At 69.8% G+C, this 17,078-nt stretch carries 19 protein-coding genes; 8 read left to right on the top strand and 11 right to left on the bottom strand.

Translation table 11 applies throughout. The features are described from left to right. Positions 1-55 precede the first annotated feature (55 nt). Positions 56-235: an SPOR domain-containing protein gene (locus OG966_RS26335; protein ID WP_326652341.1), complete on the bottom strand. Its 180-nt coding sequence runs from the start codon at positions 233-235 to the stop codon at positions 56-58. A 206-nt stretch (positions 236-441) separates the two neighbouring features. Here OG966_RS26335 and OG966_RS40920 point away from each other — a divergent pair, with 206 nt between their 5' ends. After that, positions 442-699, top strand: coding sequence for a hypothetical protein (locus tag OG966_RS40920; RefSeq protein ID WP_442806759.1), 258 nt, complete (start codon positions 442-444; stop codon positions 697-699). A gap of 78 nt (positions 700-777) precedes the next feature. Here the strand turns inward: OG966_RS40920 and OG966_RS26325 are convergent, their stop codons facing one another. Beyond that, complete coding sequence (locus OG966_RS26325; RefSeq protein WP_326652340.1) at positions 778-1,530, bottom strand: GntR family transcriptional regulator; 753 nt, start codon at positions 1,528-1,530, stop codon at positions 778-780. 185 nt (positions 1,531-1,715) lie between these two features. Between OG966_RS26325 and OG966_RS26320 the strand changes: the two genes are divergently transcribed. Further along, a complete protein-coding gene (locus OG966_RS26320; protein WP_326655379.1) occupies positions 1,716-3,104 on the top strand; it encodes a glycoside hydrolase family 18 protein in 1,389 nt (462 codons plus the stop codon). 59 nt (positions 3,105-3,163) lie between these two features. On the opposite strand, the gene OG966_RS26315 is transcribed toward OG966_RS26320, so the two are convergent. After that, a complete protein-coding gene (locus OG966_RS26315) occupies positions 3,164-3,850 on the bottom strand; it encodes a DUF4190 domain-containing protein (protein WP_326652339.1) in 687 nt (228 codons plus the stop codon). 260 nt (positions 3,851-4,110) lie between these two features. After that, entirely contained in the window at positions 4,111-5,685 is a 1,575-nt protein-coding gene (locus OG966_RS26310; protein ID WP_326652338.1) for a S8 family peptidase, read from the bottom strand. Positions 5,686-5,876: 191 nt separating this feature from the next. Between OG966_RS26310 and OG966_RS26305 the strand changes: the two genes are divergently transcribed. Next, the gene (locus OG966_RS26305) at positions 5,877-6,986 is read left to right on the top strand and encodes a threonine synthase (RefSeq protein ID WP_326652337.1); all 1,110 of its coding nucleotides are present in this window, start codon (positions 5,877-5,879) and stop codon (positions 6,984-6,986) included. Here the strand turns inward: OG966_RS26305 and OG966_RS26300 are convergent. From OG966_RS26300 to OG966_RS26285, 4 genes are all read right to left on the bottom strand, one after another. Then, positions 6,971-7,456, bottom strand: a complete 486-nt coding sequence (locus OG966_RS26300) for a cupin domain-containing protein (RefSeq protein WP_326652336.1) — start codon at positions 7,454-7,456, stop codon at positions 6,971-6,973. The genes OG966_RS26305 and OG966_RS26300 overlap by 16 nt on opposite strands. 119 nt (positions 7,457-7,575) lie before the next feature. Next, positions 7,576-8,025 carry a winged helix-turn-helix transcriptional regulator gene (locus OG966_RS26295; protein WP_326652335.1) on the bottom strand — a complete coding sequence of 150 codons (450 nt, stop codon included), beginning with the start codon at positions 8,023-8,025 and terminating at the stop codon, positions 7,576-7,578. A 74-nt stretch (positions 8,026-8,099) separates the two neighbouring features. Next, positions 8,100-9,263 (bottom strand): thiolase family protein, encoded by a 1,164-nt coding sequence (locus OG966_RS26290; RefSeq protein WP_326655378.1) that lies wholly within the window; start codon positions 9,261-9,263, stop codon positions 8,100-8,102. A gap of 139 nt (positions 9,264-9,402) precedes the next feature. Then, positions 9,403-10,362 (bottom strand): GlxA family transcriptional regulator, encoded by a 960-nt coding sequence (locus tag OG966_RS26285; protein ID WP_326652334.1) that lies wholly within the window; start codon positions 10,360-10,362, stop codon positions 9,403-9,405. A 117-nt stretch (positions 10,363-10,479) separates the two neighbouring features. Between OG966_RS26285 and OG966_RS26280 the strand changes: the two genes are divergently transcribed. The 3 genes from OG966_RS26280 (at position 10,480) to OG966_RS26270 (ending at position 11,716) form a co-directional block, all read left to right on the top strand. Next, complete coding sequence (locus OG966_RS26280) at positions 10,480-10,776, top strand: putative quinol monooxygenase (RefSeq protein WP_326652333.1); 297 nt, start codon at positions 10,480-10,482, stop codon at positions 10,774-10,776. Positions 10,777-10,846: 70 nt separating this feature from the next. Further along, entirely contained in the window at positions 10,847-11,386 is a 540-nt protein-coding gene (locus OG966_RS26275) for a PaaI family thioesterase (protein WP_326652332.1), read from the top strand. A gap of 18 nt (positions 11,387-11,404) precedes the next feature. Then, positions 11,405-11,716 carry a DUF4326 domain-containing protein gene (locus OG966_RS26270; protein ID WP_326652331.1) on the top strand — a complete coding sequence of 104 codons (312 nt, stop codon included), beginning with the start codon at positions 11,405-11,407 and terminating at the stop codon, positions 11,714-11,716. A gap of 38 nt (positions 11,717-11,754) precedes the next feature. Here OG966_RS26270 and ychF read toward each other — a convergent pair whose 3' ends face one another. Continuing rightward, positions 11,755-12,843, bottom strand: coding sequence for a redox-regulated ATPase YchF (gene ychF / locus OG966_RS26265; RefSeq protein ID WP_326652330.1), 1,089 nt, complete (start codon positions 12,841-12,843; stop codon positions 11,755-11,757). A gap of 185 nt (positions 12,844-13,028) precedes the next feature. Between ychF and OG966_RS26260 the strand changes: the two genes are divergently transcribed. Then, on the top strand, positions 13,029-13,613 hold the full coding sequence (locus tag OG966_RS26260; RefSeq protein WP_326652329.1) for a DUF6542 domain-containing protein: 585 nt from the start codon (positions 13,029-13,031) through the stop codon (positions 13,611-13,613). Between the two features lie 161 nt (positions 13,614-13,774). Here OG966_RS26260 and ppgK read toward each other — a convergent pair whose 3' ends face one another. After that, positions 13,775-14,515, bottom strand: a complete 741-nt coding sequence (gene ppgK / locus OG966_RS26255) for a polyphosphate--glucose phosphotransferase (protein ID WP_326652328.1) — start codon at positions 14,513-14,515, stop codon at positions 13,775-13,777. Between the two features lie 66 nt (positions 14,516-14,581). Then, a complete protein-coding gene (locus OG966_RS26250) occupies positions 14,582-15,574 on the bottom strand; it encodes a 4-hydroxy-3-methylbut-2-enyl diphosphate reductase (protein ID WP_326652327.1) in 993 nt (330 codons plus the stop codon). 77 nt (positions 15,575-15,651) lie between these two features. Here OG966_RS26250 and OG966_RS26245 point away from each other — a divergent pair, with 77 nt between their 5' ends. Further along, positions 15,652-17,013, top strand: a complete 1,362-nt coding sequence (locus tag OG966_RS26245) for an APC family permease (protein ID WP_326652326.1) — start codon at positions 15,652-15,654, stop codon at positions 17,011-17,013. Positions 17,014-17,078: the final 65 nt, after the last annotated feature.

Here is a 17,078-nt window from a genome sequence, read left to right as displayed (position 1 = left end):
TACCCGCACGAAGTCCGGCCGGGAGAGCGCCGTGGAAAAGGCTGTCGTGCCCCGGCTAATGGGCCGCCTGACCTACACGCTCGACCCAGTAGAGCTGCTTGTGGCCGCGACCGTCGAGGGTGTCCGCGATCTGCTGCGCCTCGTCCCTGGTGGCGTACATGCCGACGCGGTAGCGGTTCCCGTTGTCGTCCCGCCGTATGACGAGCCAGGGGAGTAAAGCGCCACTGTCGTTCATCGCGCCCCTCCCCGGGTCGACCTGCAGGTCTGTAACGATCGCCAGGAAACCCCATTACGCATATGCCCGAGCCTACGCCTGACCTTTACTCAGCGGATACGGGTTTTCACAAAGGGATATGAGAGAGGGGGCGTATCCGGCCGGATGCGCCCCCTCTCACTCATGTCTCCTCGGCTCCCCTCAGTCCGTGGGTTCCGTGTCAGTCCGTGGGCTCTGTGGACACCGCAGGCACAGTGGGCACCGGCATCAGCACCGGACCGGCGGCCGCCGGATCCATGCGGCAGACATCCCCGCACTCGGAGTCCAGCGAGCAGCACAGCGAGCGGATCGGCCCCGACCGGACCGGACAGTCCGCGATGTCCGCGAGCTCGTACGCCGTCTCGCACACGGAGCAGGTGTGGGTGGCGGTGATGTCCTGGATCTCGGCCTCGGGCCCGCTCACCGGGTTCGCTCTGGCCAGGTAGTACTTGTCATTCGTCGCCCAGGCGATCAACGGGCAGAGCACCAGGGCGAGTCCGGCCGCGACAGAGGCGCCTCGCGGGTCACTTCACCGGCAGGTGGTATGCGATCCGGTAGCGGTCCGCCGGGACGACCACATCCGCCGTCTCGACCGCCCGCCCCGAGGCGTAGTACGTCCGCTCGACGACCATCACCACATGGCCCGGTACGCCACCGAGCGCCAGGAGCTCCTCCGCCAGCCCCGGCCGCGCGCCGACCTCCTCCGCCACGTTGTCCACGACGATGTCGATGGCGGCCATCCGCTCGACCACACCGCAGCCGCCCAGCGGACCCTCCTCCGGCAGCATCACCGGTGTACGCCCGGTGACTTCGAGGGGCTCCCAGGAGGTGGAGAGCATCATCGCCTCGCCCGCGTCCCGGAACACATAGCGCGTACGCATCACCCGGTCGCCGAGCTGGATGCCGAGCCGGGCCGCGATCTCGGGGCTCGCCCCCTCCTGTTCACTGCTGGACTCCCAGGTGCCCCGGGCCCCCTCCTCCGCCTGCTCCTGCCGAAAGGGGTTGGCGCCGGACGGCGGCCGGTAGCCGGAGCGGGAGACAGGGCGCGGGACGGGCCGTTCACGGACATACGTACCGGAGCCGGAGCGGCCCTCGACCAGGCCCTCCGCCATGAGGACCTTGCGCGCCTCGAGGGCGACGGTGTCCGAGACGCCGTACTCCGCGCGGATCCGCGCCTGCGAGGGGAGACGGGTATGCGGCGGCAGCGAGCCGTTGACGATCTTCTCGCGGAGATCGCTCGCAACGCGCAGATAGGCGGGCTGCTCACCGAACGTCACTGGCCACTCCCAACAGGTTGACAGACAGCAACAGCGTGGCAACCCTGGGTTGCTGACCGCAAGCATGGGCCAAAGTTTCACTCGAAGTGATGACTTGCCTATACGCAGGGGTTTGCCGCGGGTATGCCCATCATTCGGCGCTCGCACCCTTGACCCTAATGGTCCAGACCAATACGTTCCTGGCCATGCGCCGAAACTGCCGAAGATCCCTTGCCAGAGCGGCCGTTGCCGCCTGCTCCCTCTCGCTCCTCGCCGCCCTCGCGCCCGGCGCCTCCGCCTCTTCCGGCGCCGGCGCCTTCGACTCCGCGGCTGCCTCCGCCGCTACCTCCGCGCCTGGCGGGCAGCACCCCGCGCCCTCGTACAAACGCGTCGGCTACTTCACCCAATGGGGCGTCTACGGCCGGGACTTCCAGGTCAAGGACATGGACACCAGCGGCCAGGCGGCCAAGCTCACCCACATCAACTACGCCTTCGGCAACGTCAGTTCCGACGGCACCTGCTTCACCGGCAATGTCCCCGGCGAGGCCGACGCCTGGGCCGACTACGCCCGTCCGCTGGACGCCGCCGACTCCGTGGACGGCGTCGCCGACACCGCCCAGCAGCCGCTCGCCGGCAACTTCAACCAGCTGCGCGAGCTCAAGGCCAAGCACCCCGCCCTCAAGGTGCTCATCTCCCTGGGCGGCTGGAGCTGGTCCACCCACTTCTCGGAGGCGGCCCGCACCCCCGCCTCCCGCAAGGCCTTCGTCTCCTCCTGCATCGACCTCTACATCAGGGGCAATCTGCCGGTCGACGGAGCGCGCGGCGGCGCGGGCGCCGCTGCCGGGCTCTTCGACGGCGTCGACATCGACTGGGAGTGGCCGGGCTCGGCGGGCGACACGGACACCGTCTTCCGCCCCGAGGACAAAAAGAACTTCACCGCTCTGGTACGGGAGTTCAGGACCCAGCTGGACGCCTACGGCAAGTCCCTCAAGAAGCGCAAGCACTACGAGCTGACCGCCTTCGTCCCGACCGCTCCCGCCAAGATCGACGCAGGCTTCGAGGTCTGCAGGATCATGCGCGATCTGGACTTCGTCAACCTCCAGGGCTACGACTTCCACGGCTCCTGGGAGTCGACCACGGCCCAGCAGTCCGCGCTCTACGCACACAATGACTTCAGCGTGGACCAGACCGTCGACGCCTGGCGCGACCGCGGCGCCCCCGCCCGCAAGCTGGTGATGGGCATGCCGTTCTACGGCCAGGGCTGGACGGGCGTGACCGGTGGCGGCGACGGCCTGAAGCAGCCGGCCGCGGCGCCCGCACCCGCGACCTGGGCGGCCGGCTACGAGGACTACAAGGCCCTGAAGAAGCTCGCCGACTCGGGGACGTACACGCTCCATCGCGACCGGCGGAACGGCCACGCCTGGCTCTTCGACGGCACCACCCTGTGGACGTACGACGACCCTCAGGTGCTGCGCACCAAGACCTCGTACATCCGTGACCGGGGCCTGGGCGGCGCGATGTTCTGGTCCCTGGACGGAGACACCGCCGACGGTGAGCTGATCACCGCCGTCGACCGGGGGCTCGCCCGCCGCTAGCGCTCAGCGGGATTCGGATGGGACCGGCGCCCGGACGGTCGGTGGCTCAGGGGCCGGTCTCATCCACCGGACGGGATGCCTCCGGACCGTACGGAGCCCTTCAGCTTCCCTTCCGTGACGGCGAAGGTGCAGGTCACCGTCCGGTCACCCAGGCGCCAACTGCGCCGGCTCGGCATGTAGTAGTACGTCTCCGCACTGTCCGGCACGGCCGGCGCGTTCGCCGCGTAGGCGTTGTTGATCTCCGTGCAGCGCTTCTCGGCCACCGGTTCGACAGCCGCCTCGCCGGGCCAGGCGTCGGACTTCCCGAGCTTGAAGGCCCCGGTGACCTCGGCGTCGTGCTCCTTGGCGCAGTCGACGACCCTGACGGATGCGGTCTCCCGCTCCAACTCGTCGCCGGGGACGTTGAAGCAGTCGCCCTTGTGCAGGTCGAGCGTGCTGCGCGAGCGCGACGCCTCGTCCATGCCCTTCCGGAAGCCGTCCCAGGCATCGCCGATCCCGCCGGTGGCGAATGCGACGAGCACCAGAAGCGTGCTGATCGAGGAGAGCACGATGCCCGCGACCGCCATGCCCTTGCCGCGCTGGCCCTTCCTCTTGATCTGCGAGAGGGCTATCAGTCCGAGCACCAGGCCGAGCGGCGGCAGACAGCACACGATGCCGAGCACGAGAGAGGCGACGGACAGGCCGTTCACGGACGGTCTGCGGGCGTACTGCGGATACGGCTGCCAGCTCTGGGCGGATGGGTCCACGGGTACGGTGCTCCTCGTCGAAATCATACGAACAGGCGCGCGGATCATACGCGTAGCGCGACGGGGGACGGAACGCAGCCGGCAGCAGCAGCGGTGCGGGCAGTGAACCGCGCGTGATGTGTGCCGGGCCGGGGCCCCGGGCCGCCCGCCGACTGAGCTCATGTGTGGGCTGCTCCGCCGACGGCGCGAGAACGGTGAAGGGGGCGGCCGCCGCGGCGACCGCCCCCTCCCGTTCACTCAGAGATCGGACCTGAGAGTGTTCAGAACTGCAGTGCCCAGGAGTCGATCTTGCCGACGTCCTGCGCCGCGTTGTCGCTGACCCGCAGCTTCCAGGTGCCGTTCGCGACCTCCGACGACGCGTTCACCGTGTACGTGGTGATCACGTTGTCCGCGCTGCCGCCGGTCCCGTACGCCTTCAGGTTGTAGACCGTCCCGTCCGGGGCGACCAGGTCGATCTTCAGGTCACCGATGTACGTGTGCTTGATGTCGACCGGCACGCTCAGGCTCGCCGGCGCGTTCCCGGTGACCCCGCTGACGGTGACCGGCGACTCGGTGGTGGCGTTGTCGCTGATCGGGTAGTCCGCGGTGTTCTCGAACTTCTTGCCGGGCGGCGGGGTGTCGCCGGTGCCGACGTACAGCAGGCGGTTCGGCGAACCGGTGCCCGGGCTGCCGACGACGCCGCTCGTGGCGGCGGAGGTCAGGGCCGCGGAGACCTGGGCCGGGGTCGCCGTCCTGTTGGCCGCCAGGTAGAGCGCTGCCGCGCCCGTGACGTGCGGCGTCGCCATCGACGTACCGGAGATGGTGTTCGTCGCGGAGTCGCTCGTGTTCCAGGCCGAGGTGATCGACGAGCCCGGCGCGAAGATGTCCAGCGCGGTGCCGTAGTTGGAGAAGCTGGAGCGGGCGTCGGTGCTGGTCGTGGAGCCTACGGTGATGGCCTCGGCCACGCGCGCGGGCGAGTAGTCGGAGGCGTTCGCTCCGTCGTTGCCCGCCGCGACCGCGTAGGTGACGCCGGAGGCGATGGAGTTGCGCACCGCGGTGTCGAGCGCGGTGTCGATGCCGCCGCCCAGGCTCATATTGGCGACGGCCGGCTTGACGGCGTTCTGCGTCACCCAGTCGATGCCGGCGACGACCTGCGCGGTCGTGCCCGAGCCTGCGTTGTCGAGCACACGGACGCCCACGACCTTGGCCTTCTTGGCCACGCCGTAGGAGGACCCGGCGACGTTGGCGGCGACATGCGTGCCGTGGCCGTTGCCGTCCTGCGCGGTGTTGTCGTTGTCGATGGCGTCATAGCCGTACGACGCCCGGCCGCCGAAGTCGCTGTGGGTGATCCGTACACCGGTGTCGATGATGTACGCCGTCACGCCCTCGCCCGCGGTGTCCGGATAGGTGTAACTCTGGTTCAGCGGCAGGGCCTTCTGATCGATCCGGTCCAGGCCCCAGGACGGCGGGTTCGGCTGGGTGCCCGTCGCCTTGAAGATGCGGTCCTGCACAACGGACTCGACAGCCGGGTCCGCGGCGAACTTCTTGGCCTGCGTCTCGGAGAGCTCGACGGCGTAGCCGTTCAGCGCGGCGTCGTACGTCTTCTTGATCTTCGCGCCGTATTCCTGCGCAAGGGCCTTGCCCGCCTTTGAGCCCGCGTCGGGGGCGGACTCGTCGAGCGTCACGATGTAGCTGCCCGCGATGGCTCCGGGTGCGCCGGCGTTCTGGATCACGCCTTCCGGAGCCGCCTCGACCGCGATGGCCGGGAGAGCGGACGCCGTGCCGAGCGCGAGCGCGGCGACGGCTATGGCGCTTGCCGCGGCGAGTCTTCGCCGCGATTTACGCATCACAGACATGTGAGGGGTCCTCCTCATTGGTGGTGCGCTGCTGTGGGGGTTGCGACAGGGGCATGACAACGAATCGCAGCTGAATCCGCGGTGTCCTCGTCTCGCCTGCCGAGCGAAAGATTGGCGGATCCATAGGAATCCCACAAGAGTTCGGAGCGCGACGTAACACATGCGCCACACAACTGCCATGCTGGCGCACCATGACCTCGTATCACTGCCCCGACTGCGGCACCGGCTCCCCCGTCGAGACGGCGCTCTGGTGCTGCCCCGCCTGCCGCGGCCCATGGGACCTGGATTTCACCGCCGCGCCGGTGGACCTCAACTCTCTCCCGGGCCGGGTCAATTCACTGTGGCGGTACGAGGAGGCGCTGCCGCTCTCCGCGCCCGCCGTCACCTCGCTCGGCGAGGGCCGCACCCCGCTCGTCCCGCTCACCGCCACCGTCTCCGCCAAACTCGACTTCCTCATGCCGACGCTCTCCTTCAAGGACCGAGGCGCGGTGATGCTGGCGGAGCTCGCCCGCGGGCTCTCTCCCCGGCGGGTGATCGCCGACAGCAGCGGTAACGCGGGCACGGCGGTCGCCGCGTACTGCGCACGGGCCGGTCTCGACTGCACGGTGTACGTCCCCGAGGCCACCTCCGCCAAGAAGGTGGAACAGATCCGGGCGCACGGCGCGCACCTCGAACTCGTCCCCGGCGACCGCGAGGCCACCGCCATGGCCGCCCGCGCCGCCGCGGACATGCCCGGCACCTTCTATGCGAGCCATGTCTACAACCCGTACTTCCTGCACGGCACGAAGACCTACGTGTACGAGCTGTGGGAGGAGCTGGGCGGCCGGCTGCCCGAGGCAGTCGTCGTCCCCGTCGGCAACGGCACACTCCTCCTCGGCGCGTCCATCGCCCTCTCCGAACTCCACGCTCACGGCCTGATCACCGAACGCCCCGCCCTGATCGCGGTCCAGGCCGAAGCCGTCTCCCCGCTGGCCGCGGCCTTCCACGCCGGCGCCGAGGAACTCCTCGACGAGAGCGTGGAGTCCGGGCCCACGGTCGCCGAGGGCATCGCCATCCCGCGTCCGCCGCGCGCCCGCCAGATCCTGCGGGCCGTACGCGATTCCGGCGGCACCTTCCTCACGGTGACGGAGGATCAGATCCGGGCCGCACAGCTGGATCTGGCCGGGCGCGGTCTCTTCGTCGAATCGACCGGGGTGGCCTGCTGGGCCGCCGTGGGCGACTGGAGGGACCGCACCGCCGTGGTCCCGCTCTGCGGCGCGGGCCTCAAGACCGGACTCGCGCCGGGTCAGTCCGTCCAGTAGGTGTCGTGCTTGACGAAGAACTCCGTCCGGTCCTGTGGCGACCACTCGGTGGCGACCTCGGCGACCTTCTCGAAGTACTCCTCGCGCGGCGCGCCCGGCGTGAACAGCAGCAGCATCGACGCGAGCGCGTCCGAGTCGTTGCGGAAGGCGTGCAGCCCGCCCTGCGGAACGTAGAGGAAGTCGCCCGCCGTTCCGTCGATCCAGCTGTCACCGTTGTAGAGCCGGACCGTCCCCTCGATGATGAAGAACGACTCCGAGATCGACTTGTGGAAGTGCGTCTTCGGGCCGCCGGCCTTCGGGGCCATGTCCATCCGGTAGAGCCCGAACTCCCCGCCGGTCGACCGGGTCGTGGCCAGATAGTGCGTACGGCTCCCGCTCGCCGACTGCAGATTCGCGGGCGTGTCCGCCGGCCGGAACTCCGCGGTGATCTCGCCCTTGCCGTCCAGGTATTTCGGGTCCGGATACGACATGCCGCTCTCCACTCTCCTCGCTGTCAGCCGTTCACCCGGGCGTCCGAGCGCGTCCTGCGTGTCCCGCGCCGCTCGGCCTGCGACGAGCCTCGGGCGCGGACCTCTTCCCGCGCCGCCGTTCAGTCGGCGGTGAGGGCTCCGCGGCCGGCCGGGGAGTGCGCGCCCTTTCGTGCCGACTCGCCGCAGTGCGCGCAGATGACCACCGGATCGAGGGTCTCGCCGCACGAGTGCTGCCAGGTCACCGGCGGATCCTCGGGGTTGAGGTGCCGGTCGCCCCACTTCATGAGCGCGAGGAGGACGTCGCCGAGCTCCTGGCCGGCGGGGGTCAGGTGGTACTCGTACCGCGGCGGGTGTGCGTTGTACTGCTCGCGCCGGACGGCGCCCGCCGCCTCCAGCTTGCGCAGCCGGGCCGTGAGGATGTCACGGGACGCCCCGGTGTTGCGGACGATCTGGTCGAAGCGGCGGACGCCATGGCTGAGTTCGCGTACGGCGAGCAGCGTCCAGCGCTCGCCGACCAGGTCGAGGGCGTCGGCAATGGAGCACTCTCGGGGATGGATGCTCTTCGACATGCGGCTCATCCTAAAACGCTAAGTTGCGTATTCAAACGTTCCGGACGAGAGCGCGGCCTGCGCCGCCATCGCCGTCAGAGACGCTCGATGATCGTGGCGTTGGCCAGCCCTCCCGCCTCGCACATCGTCTGCAGCCCGTACCGCCCGCCGCGGTCTTCCAGGTTGTGCAGCAGGGTCGTCATGATGCGCGCCCCGCTGCCGCCCAGCGGATGCCCGATGGAGATCGCTCCGCCGCGCACATTGAGCCTGTCTGCCTCGACGCCGGTCTCCCGCTGCCAGGCGAGCACCACCGACGCGAACGCCTCGTTCACCTCGTAGAGATCGATGTCGTCCGTGGTCAGGCCGGCCCTGGCCAGTACCTTCTCGGTGGCCGGCATGATCGCCGTGAGCATCAGCAGCGGATCGTCCCCGGCAACGGCGAACGAGTGGAACCGCGCGCGTGGCCGCAGCCCGAGCCGCTCCGCGACATCGGCACCCATGATCAGCAGTGCCGCCGCACCGTCGTTGACCGGCGAGCTGTTGCCCGCGGTGACGCGCCAGCCGATCTCCGGGAACCGCTCTTCCACGGCCGGGTCGTAGTACGCGGCCCTGAGCCCCGCGAGCGCCTCTGCCGACGTGCCCGGCCGTACGTTCTCGTCGCGCTGCCCGGTCCAGGCGACCTCCCGGTCGAACTCCCCGCGCTCCCAGGCACCCGCGGCACGCCGGTGCGACTCCAGCGCGAAGGCGTCCAGCTCCTCCCGCGAGATCTTCCAGCGCGCCGCGATCAGCTCCGCGCTGATCCCCTGGCCGACCAGCCCCTGCGGATACCGCTCGCCGAGCCGCAGCCCGAACGGGTCGCTGCCAGGCAGCACATTGGACCCCATCGGCACCCGTGACATCGACTCGACACCGCAGGCGATCGCGATGTCGTAGGCCCCGCTGATCACACCCTGCGCCGCGATATGCGCGGCCTGCTGGGACGAGCCGCACTGCCGGTCCACGGTCATGCCCGGCACGCTCTCGGGGAAGCCGGCGGCCAGCACCGCGTGGCGGGTGATGTTGAGCGACTGGTCCCCGACCTGGGTCACGCAGCCGCCGATGACGTCGTCGACGAGCACCGGATCGATTCCGGCCCGCTCGACCAGCGACGCGAGTGTGCGGGCCAGCAGGTCCACGGGGCGCTCGTCGTGCAGCGCCCCTCCTGGCTTGCCCTTGCCGATCGGTGTACGAACCGCCTCGACGATCACCGCATCCCGCACCACAGCAGCCTCCCCAGCTCTCGTACTCGGTTTGACGTTCCAGTTGGTATGAAATTCAAACCCACTGCACTCAACCCTGCCGCGCGGGGAGAGGGTTGTCAATTCCAACTAATGATTCTCTTCGTCACCGTACGGCTGTTCAACGGTTGCGCAGGACCCCCGCCGTACTGCCCGTCCGCTCACGCAGCAGGACCCGCAGGGTGTTCGCGTGCTCGTAGCCGACCTTGCGGGCAATGGAGTCCAGGGACATGTCCGTCGTCCGCAGCAGGTGCGAGGCCTGTTCGACCCGCAGGTCCTGGACGAAGCGCACGGGGGACGTGCCGAGTACGCGGCGTACGGTCCGCTGAAGCGTGCGTTCGCTCACCCCCACCGCACGCGCCGCCGCGCTGACGCTGATCGGCTCCTCGAGATGAAGCCTGGCCCAGCGCTCGAAGGCGGCGACGACCGGATCGCTCTGGGCGAGCGCGCTCGGGATGGTGTACGCCGACTGGGACGGCCGCTCGTCGACGACCAGATAGCGGGCGACAAGATCGGCCAGGGCCGGGCTGCTCATCCGGACGACCGCCAGCGCGAGGTCGACGTGCCCGAAGGCCGCGCCCGCCGTCGTCACGCCGTCCGACGCGGTGACCATCCGGGTCTCGTCGACGGTGACCGCCGGATAGCGCTTGCGGAAGACCGGCGCCAGCCACCAACTGGTGGTCGCCCTCCGCCCGTCGAGCACCCCCGCCTCGGCCAGCAGAAAAGTGCCCGTACAGGCCGAGGCGACGGGTGTGCCGACCCCGCGCGCCTCGGCCACGAGGCCCCGTACCGCTGCCGAGGCGGGTCCCGAGACATGAGCGAGAAGCGCGTCGGGCCGCCGCTCGGCGAGGGCAGGCACGATCAGCAGATCCGCACGCTCGGCCCCGGCCGCCGGCTCGGTGGTGACGAGGTGGCCCGCACCGGTGCGGACCCGGCGGCGGAAGCCGATGGTCCGCACCCGCCAGGCGGGCGGCGGCTGCGGAAGCTCGTCCCGCATCGCGTTGGCCCCTTCGAGTACATCGAGGATCGCCGAGAGCCCTGAGTCGAAGACGCCGTCGTACGCCAGCACTGCCACATCCATGGCGGAAACGGTATCGGACTAGTCGTTTGCGCCACTGGGAGAGCACTGGTCGCGGCCATAGGTTTGCGGACGTCCCGCTGATCGGGACGCCGACGACGACGTACGGAGTGACACACGATGAACATCGGACTGCTGGCCAGGATCGAATCCAAGCCGGAATACGCCGACAAGGTCGAGGCCCTGTTGCGCAAGGCGCTGCAGCTCGCCCGCGAGGAGGAGCACACCGTCACCTGGTTCGCGTTCCGGGAGAGCGCCACGGTCTTCGGTGTCTTCGACACATTCGAGAACGAGGAGGGCCGGACCGGTCATCTCCAGGGCCGGATCGCCGCGGCACTGATGGAGGCGGCGGAGACAATGCTGAGCTCGGCCCCGGACATCCGCCCGGTGGACCTGCTGGCGGTCAAGCTCCCCTGACCGTGACCTGCCGCGGGCCGCGCACCGCGGCCCGCGGCTCCGCTCTCTCAACCTCGCCGAGGAGACCGCCATGACCGAGCTCACCAGCCCGCCGTCCGCAGGCGCCACCACCGCGCTCCGCTCTCGCACCCACACCTGGGCCCGCCCGACAAGCTACGCCGACGCCGGCAGCCACTCCGGCCTCGAAGTGCTCCTCCGCAGCCTCGAAGGCGACTACCCGCAAGCGCCGATCTGCGGGACTCTCGGATTCCGCCTCGTGGAGGCCGACGAGGGCCGCGCCGTCTTCGAGGGCGAGCCCGGGGAGCACCTGCTCAACCCGATGGGAAGCGTCCACGGAGGGTTTCTGGCCACACTGCTGGACTCGGCTCTCGGCAGCGCGGTCATGACGACGCTGCCGCCCGGCCGCGCGTACACCACCATCCAGCTCGGGGTGAATCTCGTTCGCCCGGTGTTCGCCGACACGCAGACCCTGCGCTGTGAAGGCACCGTCATCCACGCCGGCCGTACGACGGCGACCGCCGAGGCACGGGTGGTCGGCGCCACCGACGGCAAGCTGTACGCGCACGCCACCACGACCTGCGCCGTCTTCACCTGGCGGGACACGGCCTGAGGCCGGAGGATCCAGGACATGAAGCGGACAACCGTCGTCAATCTCAAGGGCCGTCGCGACGACCCCGACTATGCGGACGTCGTATACGTCGGCCGCGCCATGCACCGCGGCGGCTGGCACCTCGACGGCTCCCCCCTGGCGAGCCCCTTCCGCCCCGGCCCCGACGGCACCCGCCAGGAGGTCGTCGACAAGTACCGCATCCACCTGCTGTCCCGCCCGGACCTCCTGGCGCTGCTCCCCGCCCTGCGCGGCCGCAGACTCGGCTGCTGGTGCGCACCGGAGCGCTGCCACGCCGAGGTCATCGCGGAACTGGCGGACGAGGCCCGCTGACCACTCAGGCACCGGTCAGCGGGCCTTCCCCGAACCGGTCACACGTTGAAGCGGAACTCCACCACGTCGCCGTCCTGCATCACGTAGTCCTTGCCCTCCATACGCGCTTTGCCCTTCGCGCGGGCCTCCGCCACCGAGCCCGTCTCGACCAGGTCCCCGAACGAGATGACCTCGGCCTTGATGAAGCCCTTCTGGAAGTCGGTGTGGATCACGCCGGCCGCCTCGGGAGCCGTCGCGCCCTTCTTGATCGTCCAGGCGCGGGTCTCCTTGGGCCCCGCCGTCAGATACGTCTGCAGACCGAGCGTGTCGAAGCCGACGCGGCCCAGCACCGCCAGACCCGGCTCCTCCTGCCCCATCGACTGGAGGAGCTCCAGCGCCTCGTCGTCGTCGAGCTCGATCAGCTCGGACTCGATCTTGGCGTTGAGGAAGATCGCTTCGGCCGGGGCGACCAGCGCGCGCTGCTCGTTCTTGAAGTCCTCGTCGACCAGCTCGTCCTCGTCCACGTTGAAGACGTAGAGGAACGGCTTGCTGGTGAGGAGGTGCAGCTCGTGCAGGAGGCGGCCCTTCTCCGTGCCCGCCGTGATGCCCGCGGCGAAGAGCGTCGTGCCCGCCTCGAGGAGCTTCTGCGCCTCCTCGACCGCCGCCAGGACCGCGACCTTCTCCTTCTGGAGGCGGGACTCCTTCGTCAGACGCGGCAGCGCCTTCTCGACGGACTGCAGGTCGGCGAGGATCAGCTCGGTGTTGATCGTCTCGATGTCGTCCTTCGGCGAGACCTTGCCGTCGACGTGCACGACGTTCTCGTCCTTGAAGGCGCGGATGACCTGGCAGATCGCGTCGGACTCACGGATGTTCGCCAGGAACTTGTTGCCCAGGCCCTCGCCCTCACTCGCACCGCGCACGATGCCGGCGATGTCGACGAAGTCGACCGTGGCCGGGAGGATCCGCTGCGAGCCGAAAATCTCGGCCAGCTTGGCGAGGCGGGTGTCGGGGACACCGACGACGCCGACGTTCGGCTCGATCGTGGCGAACGGGTAGTTGGCCGCCAGCACGTCGTTCTTGGTCAGGGCGTTGAACAGGGTCGATTTGCCGACATTCGGCAGACCGACGATTCCGATCGTGAGCGACACGTTGGCGACTTCCTGGAGTAAGGACTGGCAGATGGCCGTACGGCCCGGAGGTGGGCCGATCCCCCAGTTTACGGGCGGGTCAAGCCGGGCAGCGACGGCAGCCGGGAGTCGAACTCAACGCCAAGGTCGGCCAAAGGGCGTGTCCCGTGCCTGATTCCTCCCACCTCGCGACCTACGTTGTTCGGGTGGAGCAGCACAGGACAGGTCACTCTCAGCGCCGACAGCGCCCGCAGGCCCCTCTTACCCCGCAAGCCCCTCTCTCCCCTCAGGGCGCTCTCGCCGAGGGCGCCCCCGCCGTGTACCGGGTGCCGGCCAGGCCCGTACGGTCCGTGCCTCCCGTGGTGCTCGCGCTGCGCAGACTGCCCAATCCCCGGCTGACCGGCCTCGGCGGCGGGCTGTTCGGCGCCGCGACGATGTTCGCGCTCGGCTGTCTGGACTGGCTGCTCTTCGACGGCTCCGCCGTGGTGTTCGGGCTGCTGTTCCTGCCCGTCAGCGCGCTGACCGCGCTCTGGGTGCGGGAGGCCGACCTGGTCACCGCGCCGATCAGCGTGCCGATCGCCTTCGCGGTCGGGGTCGTGCCGATCTCCGGCGGGCCCGCGGGCTTCGGCGGGCAGACGATGGCCCTGGTCACCGCGCTCGCGGTGCACGCCGGCTGGCTCTACGGCGGCACGCTGGTCGCCGGGCTCATCACCTGCGTACGGAAGGTACGGATGATGGGACGCCGTCAGCGGCGCGCGCGGCCCGGCGGCGGCCCGGTCCGGCGCGGCTGAGTCGCGAGCACCGGGGCGCGTGCGGCGCGGCTGGAGCACGGGGCGGCTGAGCACGGGGAGCGTGCGGCGACCTCGCCCGTACACCGGCCGGGGCCCCTGTGCGAGGTGCGCGCGACCCCGGCCCGTACCGGCCGAGGACCTCCCGCCGCGCTCACAAGCCCCTACCTGTCCGCCGCCGCCATCGCCGCGCCCACGATCCCCGCGTTGTTCTGCAGTTCCGCCGGGACGATCTCCGCCCTGATGCCCTCGATCAGCGGCACGAACTTGTCCGCCTTACGGCTCACGCCGCCGCCGATGATGTACAGCTCCGGCGAGAACAGCATCTCCACATGGGCGAGATACTTCTGCACCCGGTGCGCCCAGTGCTGCCAGCTCAGGCCCGCGTCCTCCTTGACCTTCGTGGAGGCGTGCTTCTCGGCCTCGTGGCCGTGCAGCTCGAGGTGGCCCAGTTCGGTGTTCGGGACCAGCCGGCCGTCGATGAAGACCGCGCTGCCGATGCCCGTACCGAAGGTCAGCAGTATCACCGTGCCCTTGCGGCCGCGGCCCGCCCCGAACGTCATCTCCGCGACGCCCGCCGCGTCCGCGTCGTTCAGGATCGTCACCGGCAGGCCACCGAGGCGCTCGCCGAGCAGCTTCGACGCGTCCACGTCGACCCAGCCCTTGTCCACATTGGCGGCGGTACGGGTGACGCCGCTCGTGACGACGCCGGGGAAGGTGATGCCCACCGGGCCAGACCAGCCGAAATTCCCGACCACCTCGGCTACGCCGTCCGCCACGGCCTCGGGCGTAGACGGGTGTGGGGTCAGGACTTTGTGGCGCTCCTGCGCCAGGTCTCCGCGCTCAAGGTCCACGGGTGCGCCCTTGATGCCGGAACCGCCGATGTCCACTCCGAACACGTTCATGGACGCAACGTTACGGGCAGCCGCTGACAGCCACTTCCCGGACTGCCGGGCGAGCCGCGGCCCGGACTACTTTCCCGACAGCTCTGCCGCCTCCGCGCGCAGATCGCGGCGGAGCTCCTTCGGCAGCGAGAAGGTGATGGACTCCTCGGCCGCCTTGACGATCTCGACATCCTCGAAACCGCGCTGCGACAGCCACTCCAGTACTCCCTCGACCAGGACCTCGGGCACCGAAGCACCGGAGGTGACGCCGACCGTCGAGACGCCGTCCAGCCAGGCCTCTTCGATCTCCGAGGCGAAGTCCACCAGATGGGCGTCGCGCGCACCCGCGCCCAGGGCCACCTCGACCAGCCGGACGGAGTTCGAGGAGTTCTTGGAGCCGACGACGATGACCAGGTCCGCCTCGGCGCCCATCTGCTTGACCGCGATCTGGCGGTTCTGCGTGGCGTAGCAGATGTCGTCGCTCGGCGGGGAGATCAGCTGCGGGAACTTCGTCTTGAGCGCGTCTACCGTCTCCATCGTCTCGTCGACCGAGAGCGTGGTCTGGGAGAGCCAGACGACCTTCGACTCGTCCCGTACGGAGACGTTCGCGACGTCCTCGGGGCCGTCCACGAGCGTGATGTGTTCGGGGGCCTCGCCGGACGTACCGATGACTTCCTCGTGACCGTCGTGGCCGATCAGCAGGATGTCGTAGTCCTCGTCGGCGAACCGGACGGCTTCCTTGTGGACCTTGGTCACCAGCGGGCAGGTCGCGTCGATGGTCGCGAGCTTGCGCTCGGCGGCCTCCTCGTGGACGACCGGGGCCACGCCGTGCGCCGAGAACATGACGATCGATCCCTCGGGGACCTCCGCCGTCTCGTCGACGAAGATCGCGCCCTTCTTCTCCAGGGTCTGTACGACGTACTTGTTGTGGACGATCTCGTGGCGGACGTAGATCGGCGACCCGTACTGCTCCAGGGCCTTCTCCACGGCGATCACGGCACGGTCCACGCCCGCGCAGTAGCCACGGGGAGCGGCGAGCAGGACGCGTCGGGCAGGAGTCGTAGCAGTCATGCCCCCCATCGTAAGGCCGCGTCATGGAGCCAGGAGATCACCCTCAGGGGGAAGACTGGGGCGGGACGTGAGCGACGGAGGACGCGATGGCGGCAGCTGGAGAGTCCGGGACGGGGGGCGGCACCGACGGTGAGCTTCGGCGGACGCTCGGATTCCGGGATCTCGTCGTCTACGGTCTGCTCTTCATCGCGCCCATGGCGCCGGTAGGTGTGTTCGGAACGCTCGACGCGAAGTCGCACGGGGCCGTGGCGCTCGTCTATGTCGTCGCGACGATCGCCATGGCGTTCACCGCCTTCAGTTACGCGCAGATGGTGCGGGTCGCGCCGCAGGCGGGCTCGGTCTACACGTACGCGCGCAAGGGGCTGGGCGACGCGCCGGGGTTCATCGCCGGGTGGATGGCGATGCTCGACTATCTGCTGATCCCGGCCGTCGCCTATCTCTTCTCCGGGATCGCGATGGAGGCGCTGATTCCGGAAGTGGACCGGTGGATCTGGACCGGGATCGCCGTGGTGCTCACCACGCTGCTCAATCTGTGGGGCGTACGGGCGGCGGCCCGGGTCGGCTTCGCGGTGCTGGCGATGGAGATCGTGGTGCTGCTGGTGTTCATGGTGTCGGCCGTCGTGGTGCTCGGGCAGGACGGGGCGCAGCGCGGCTGGCTGTCGCCGCTGACCGGTGACGCGGGCTTCTCGTTGACGGCGGTGTTCAGCGCGGTGTCGGTGGCGGTGCTGTCGTATCTCGGCTTCGACGCGATCGCCTCGTTCGCGGAGGAGGTCACGGGCGGCTCGCGGAAGGTGGCCAGGGCGGTGCTCTTCTGTCTGGCGCTGGCAGGTGTGCTGTTCGTGACGCAGACGTATCTGGTGGCGCTGCTCGAGCCGCTGTCGTCGGCGGAGCTGGCGGCCGAACCGGACAGGCAGGGGCCGGCCTTCTACGACGCGGTGGACGCTTCCGTCGGGGGCTGGCTGCACGACCTGGTCGCGGTGAGCAAGGCGATCGGGGCGGCGTTCGCGGCGCTGGCCGGGCAGGCGGCGGCGGGCCGGCTGCTCTTCGCGATGGCGCGGGACCGTCGGCTGCCGCGCGCGCTCGCCCGTACGGATTCGGGTGTGCCACGGCTTGCGCTGCTGCTGGCCGCGGCCGTGACGATGGTGGCCGCGCTGTGGGCGGCGCGGCGTGCCGACGGTCTGGATCATCTGGTGTCGGTGGTCGACATCGGCGCCTTGACCGCCTTCACGCTGCTGCACGCTTCGGTGGTCGGCTGGTTCGTGGTGAAGCGGAGCGAGGGCACCCCCGACTGGCTGCGGCATCTGGTGATGCCGACGCTGGGCGCGGCGGTGACGATCGCCGTGATCGAGGAGGCGGCCGGGACGGCGCAGGTGGTGGGTGTGCTGTGGCTGGGGGTGGGGCTGATCGTGCTCGTGGTGCAGTGGGAGCGGCACGGTTCGTCGGCGTAGCCCGCGGTGCGGTGGGAGCGGCACGGTTCGTCGGCGCGGCCCGCGCTCAGCGGCGTTGTCGTACG

The organism is Streptomyces sp. NBC_01750 (genome assembly GCF_035918095.1).
Lineage (GTDB): Bacteria > Actinomycetota > Actinomycetes > Streptomycetales > Streptomycetaceae > Streptomyces.
Note: the sequence above shows the minus strand (reverse complement) of the source record. Positions and strands in the feature narration are given on the sequence as shown.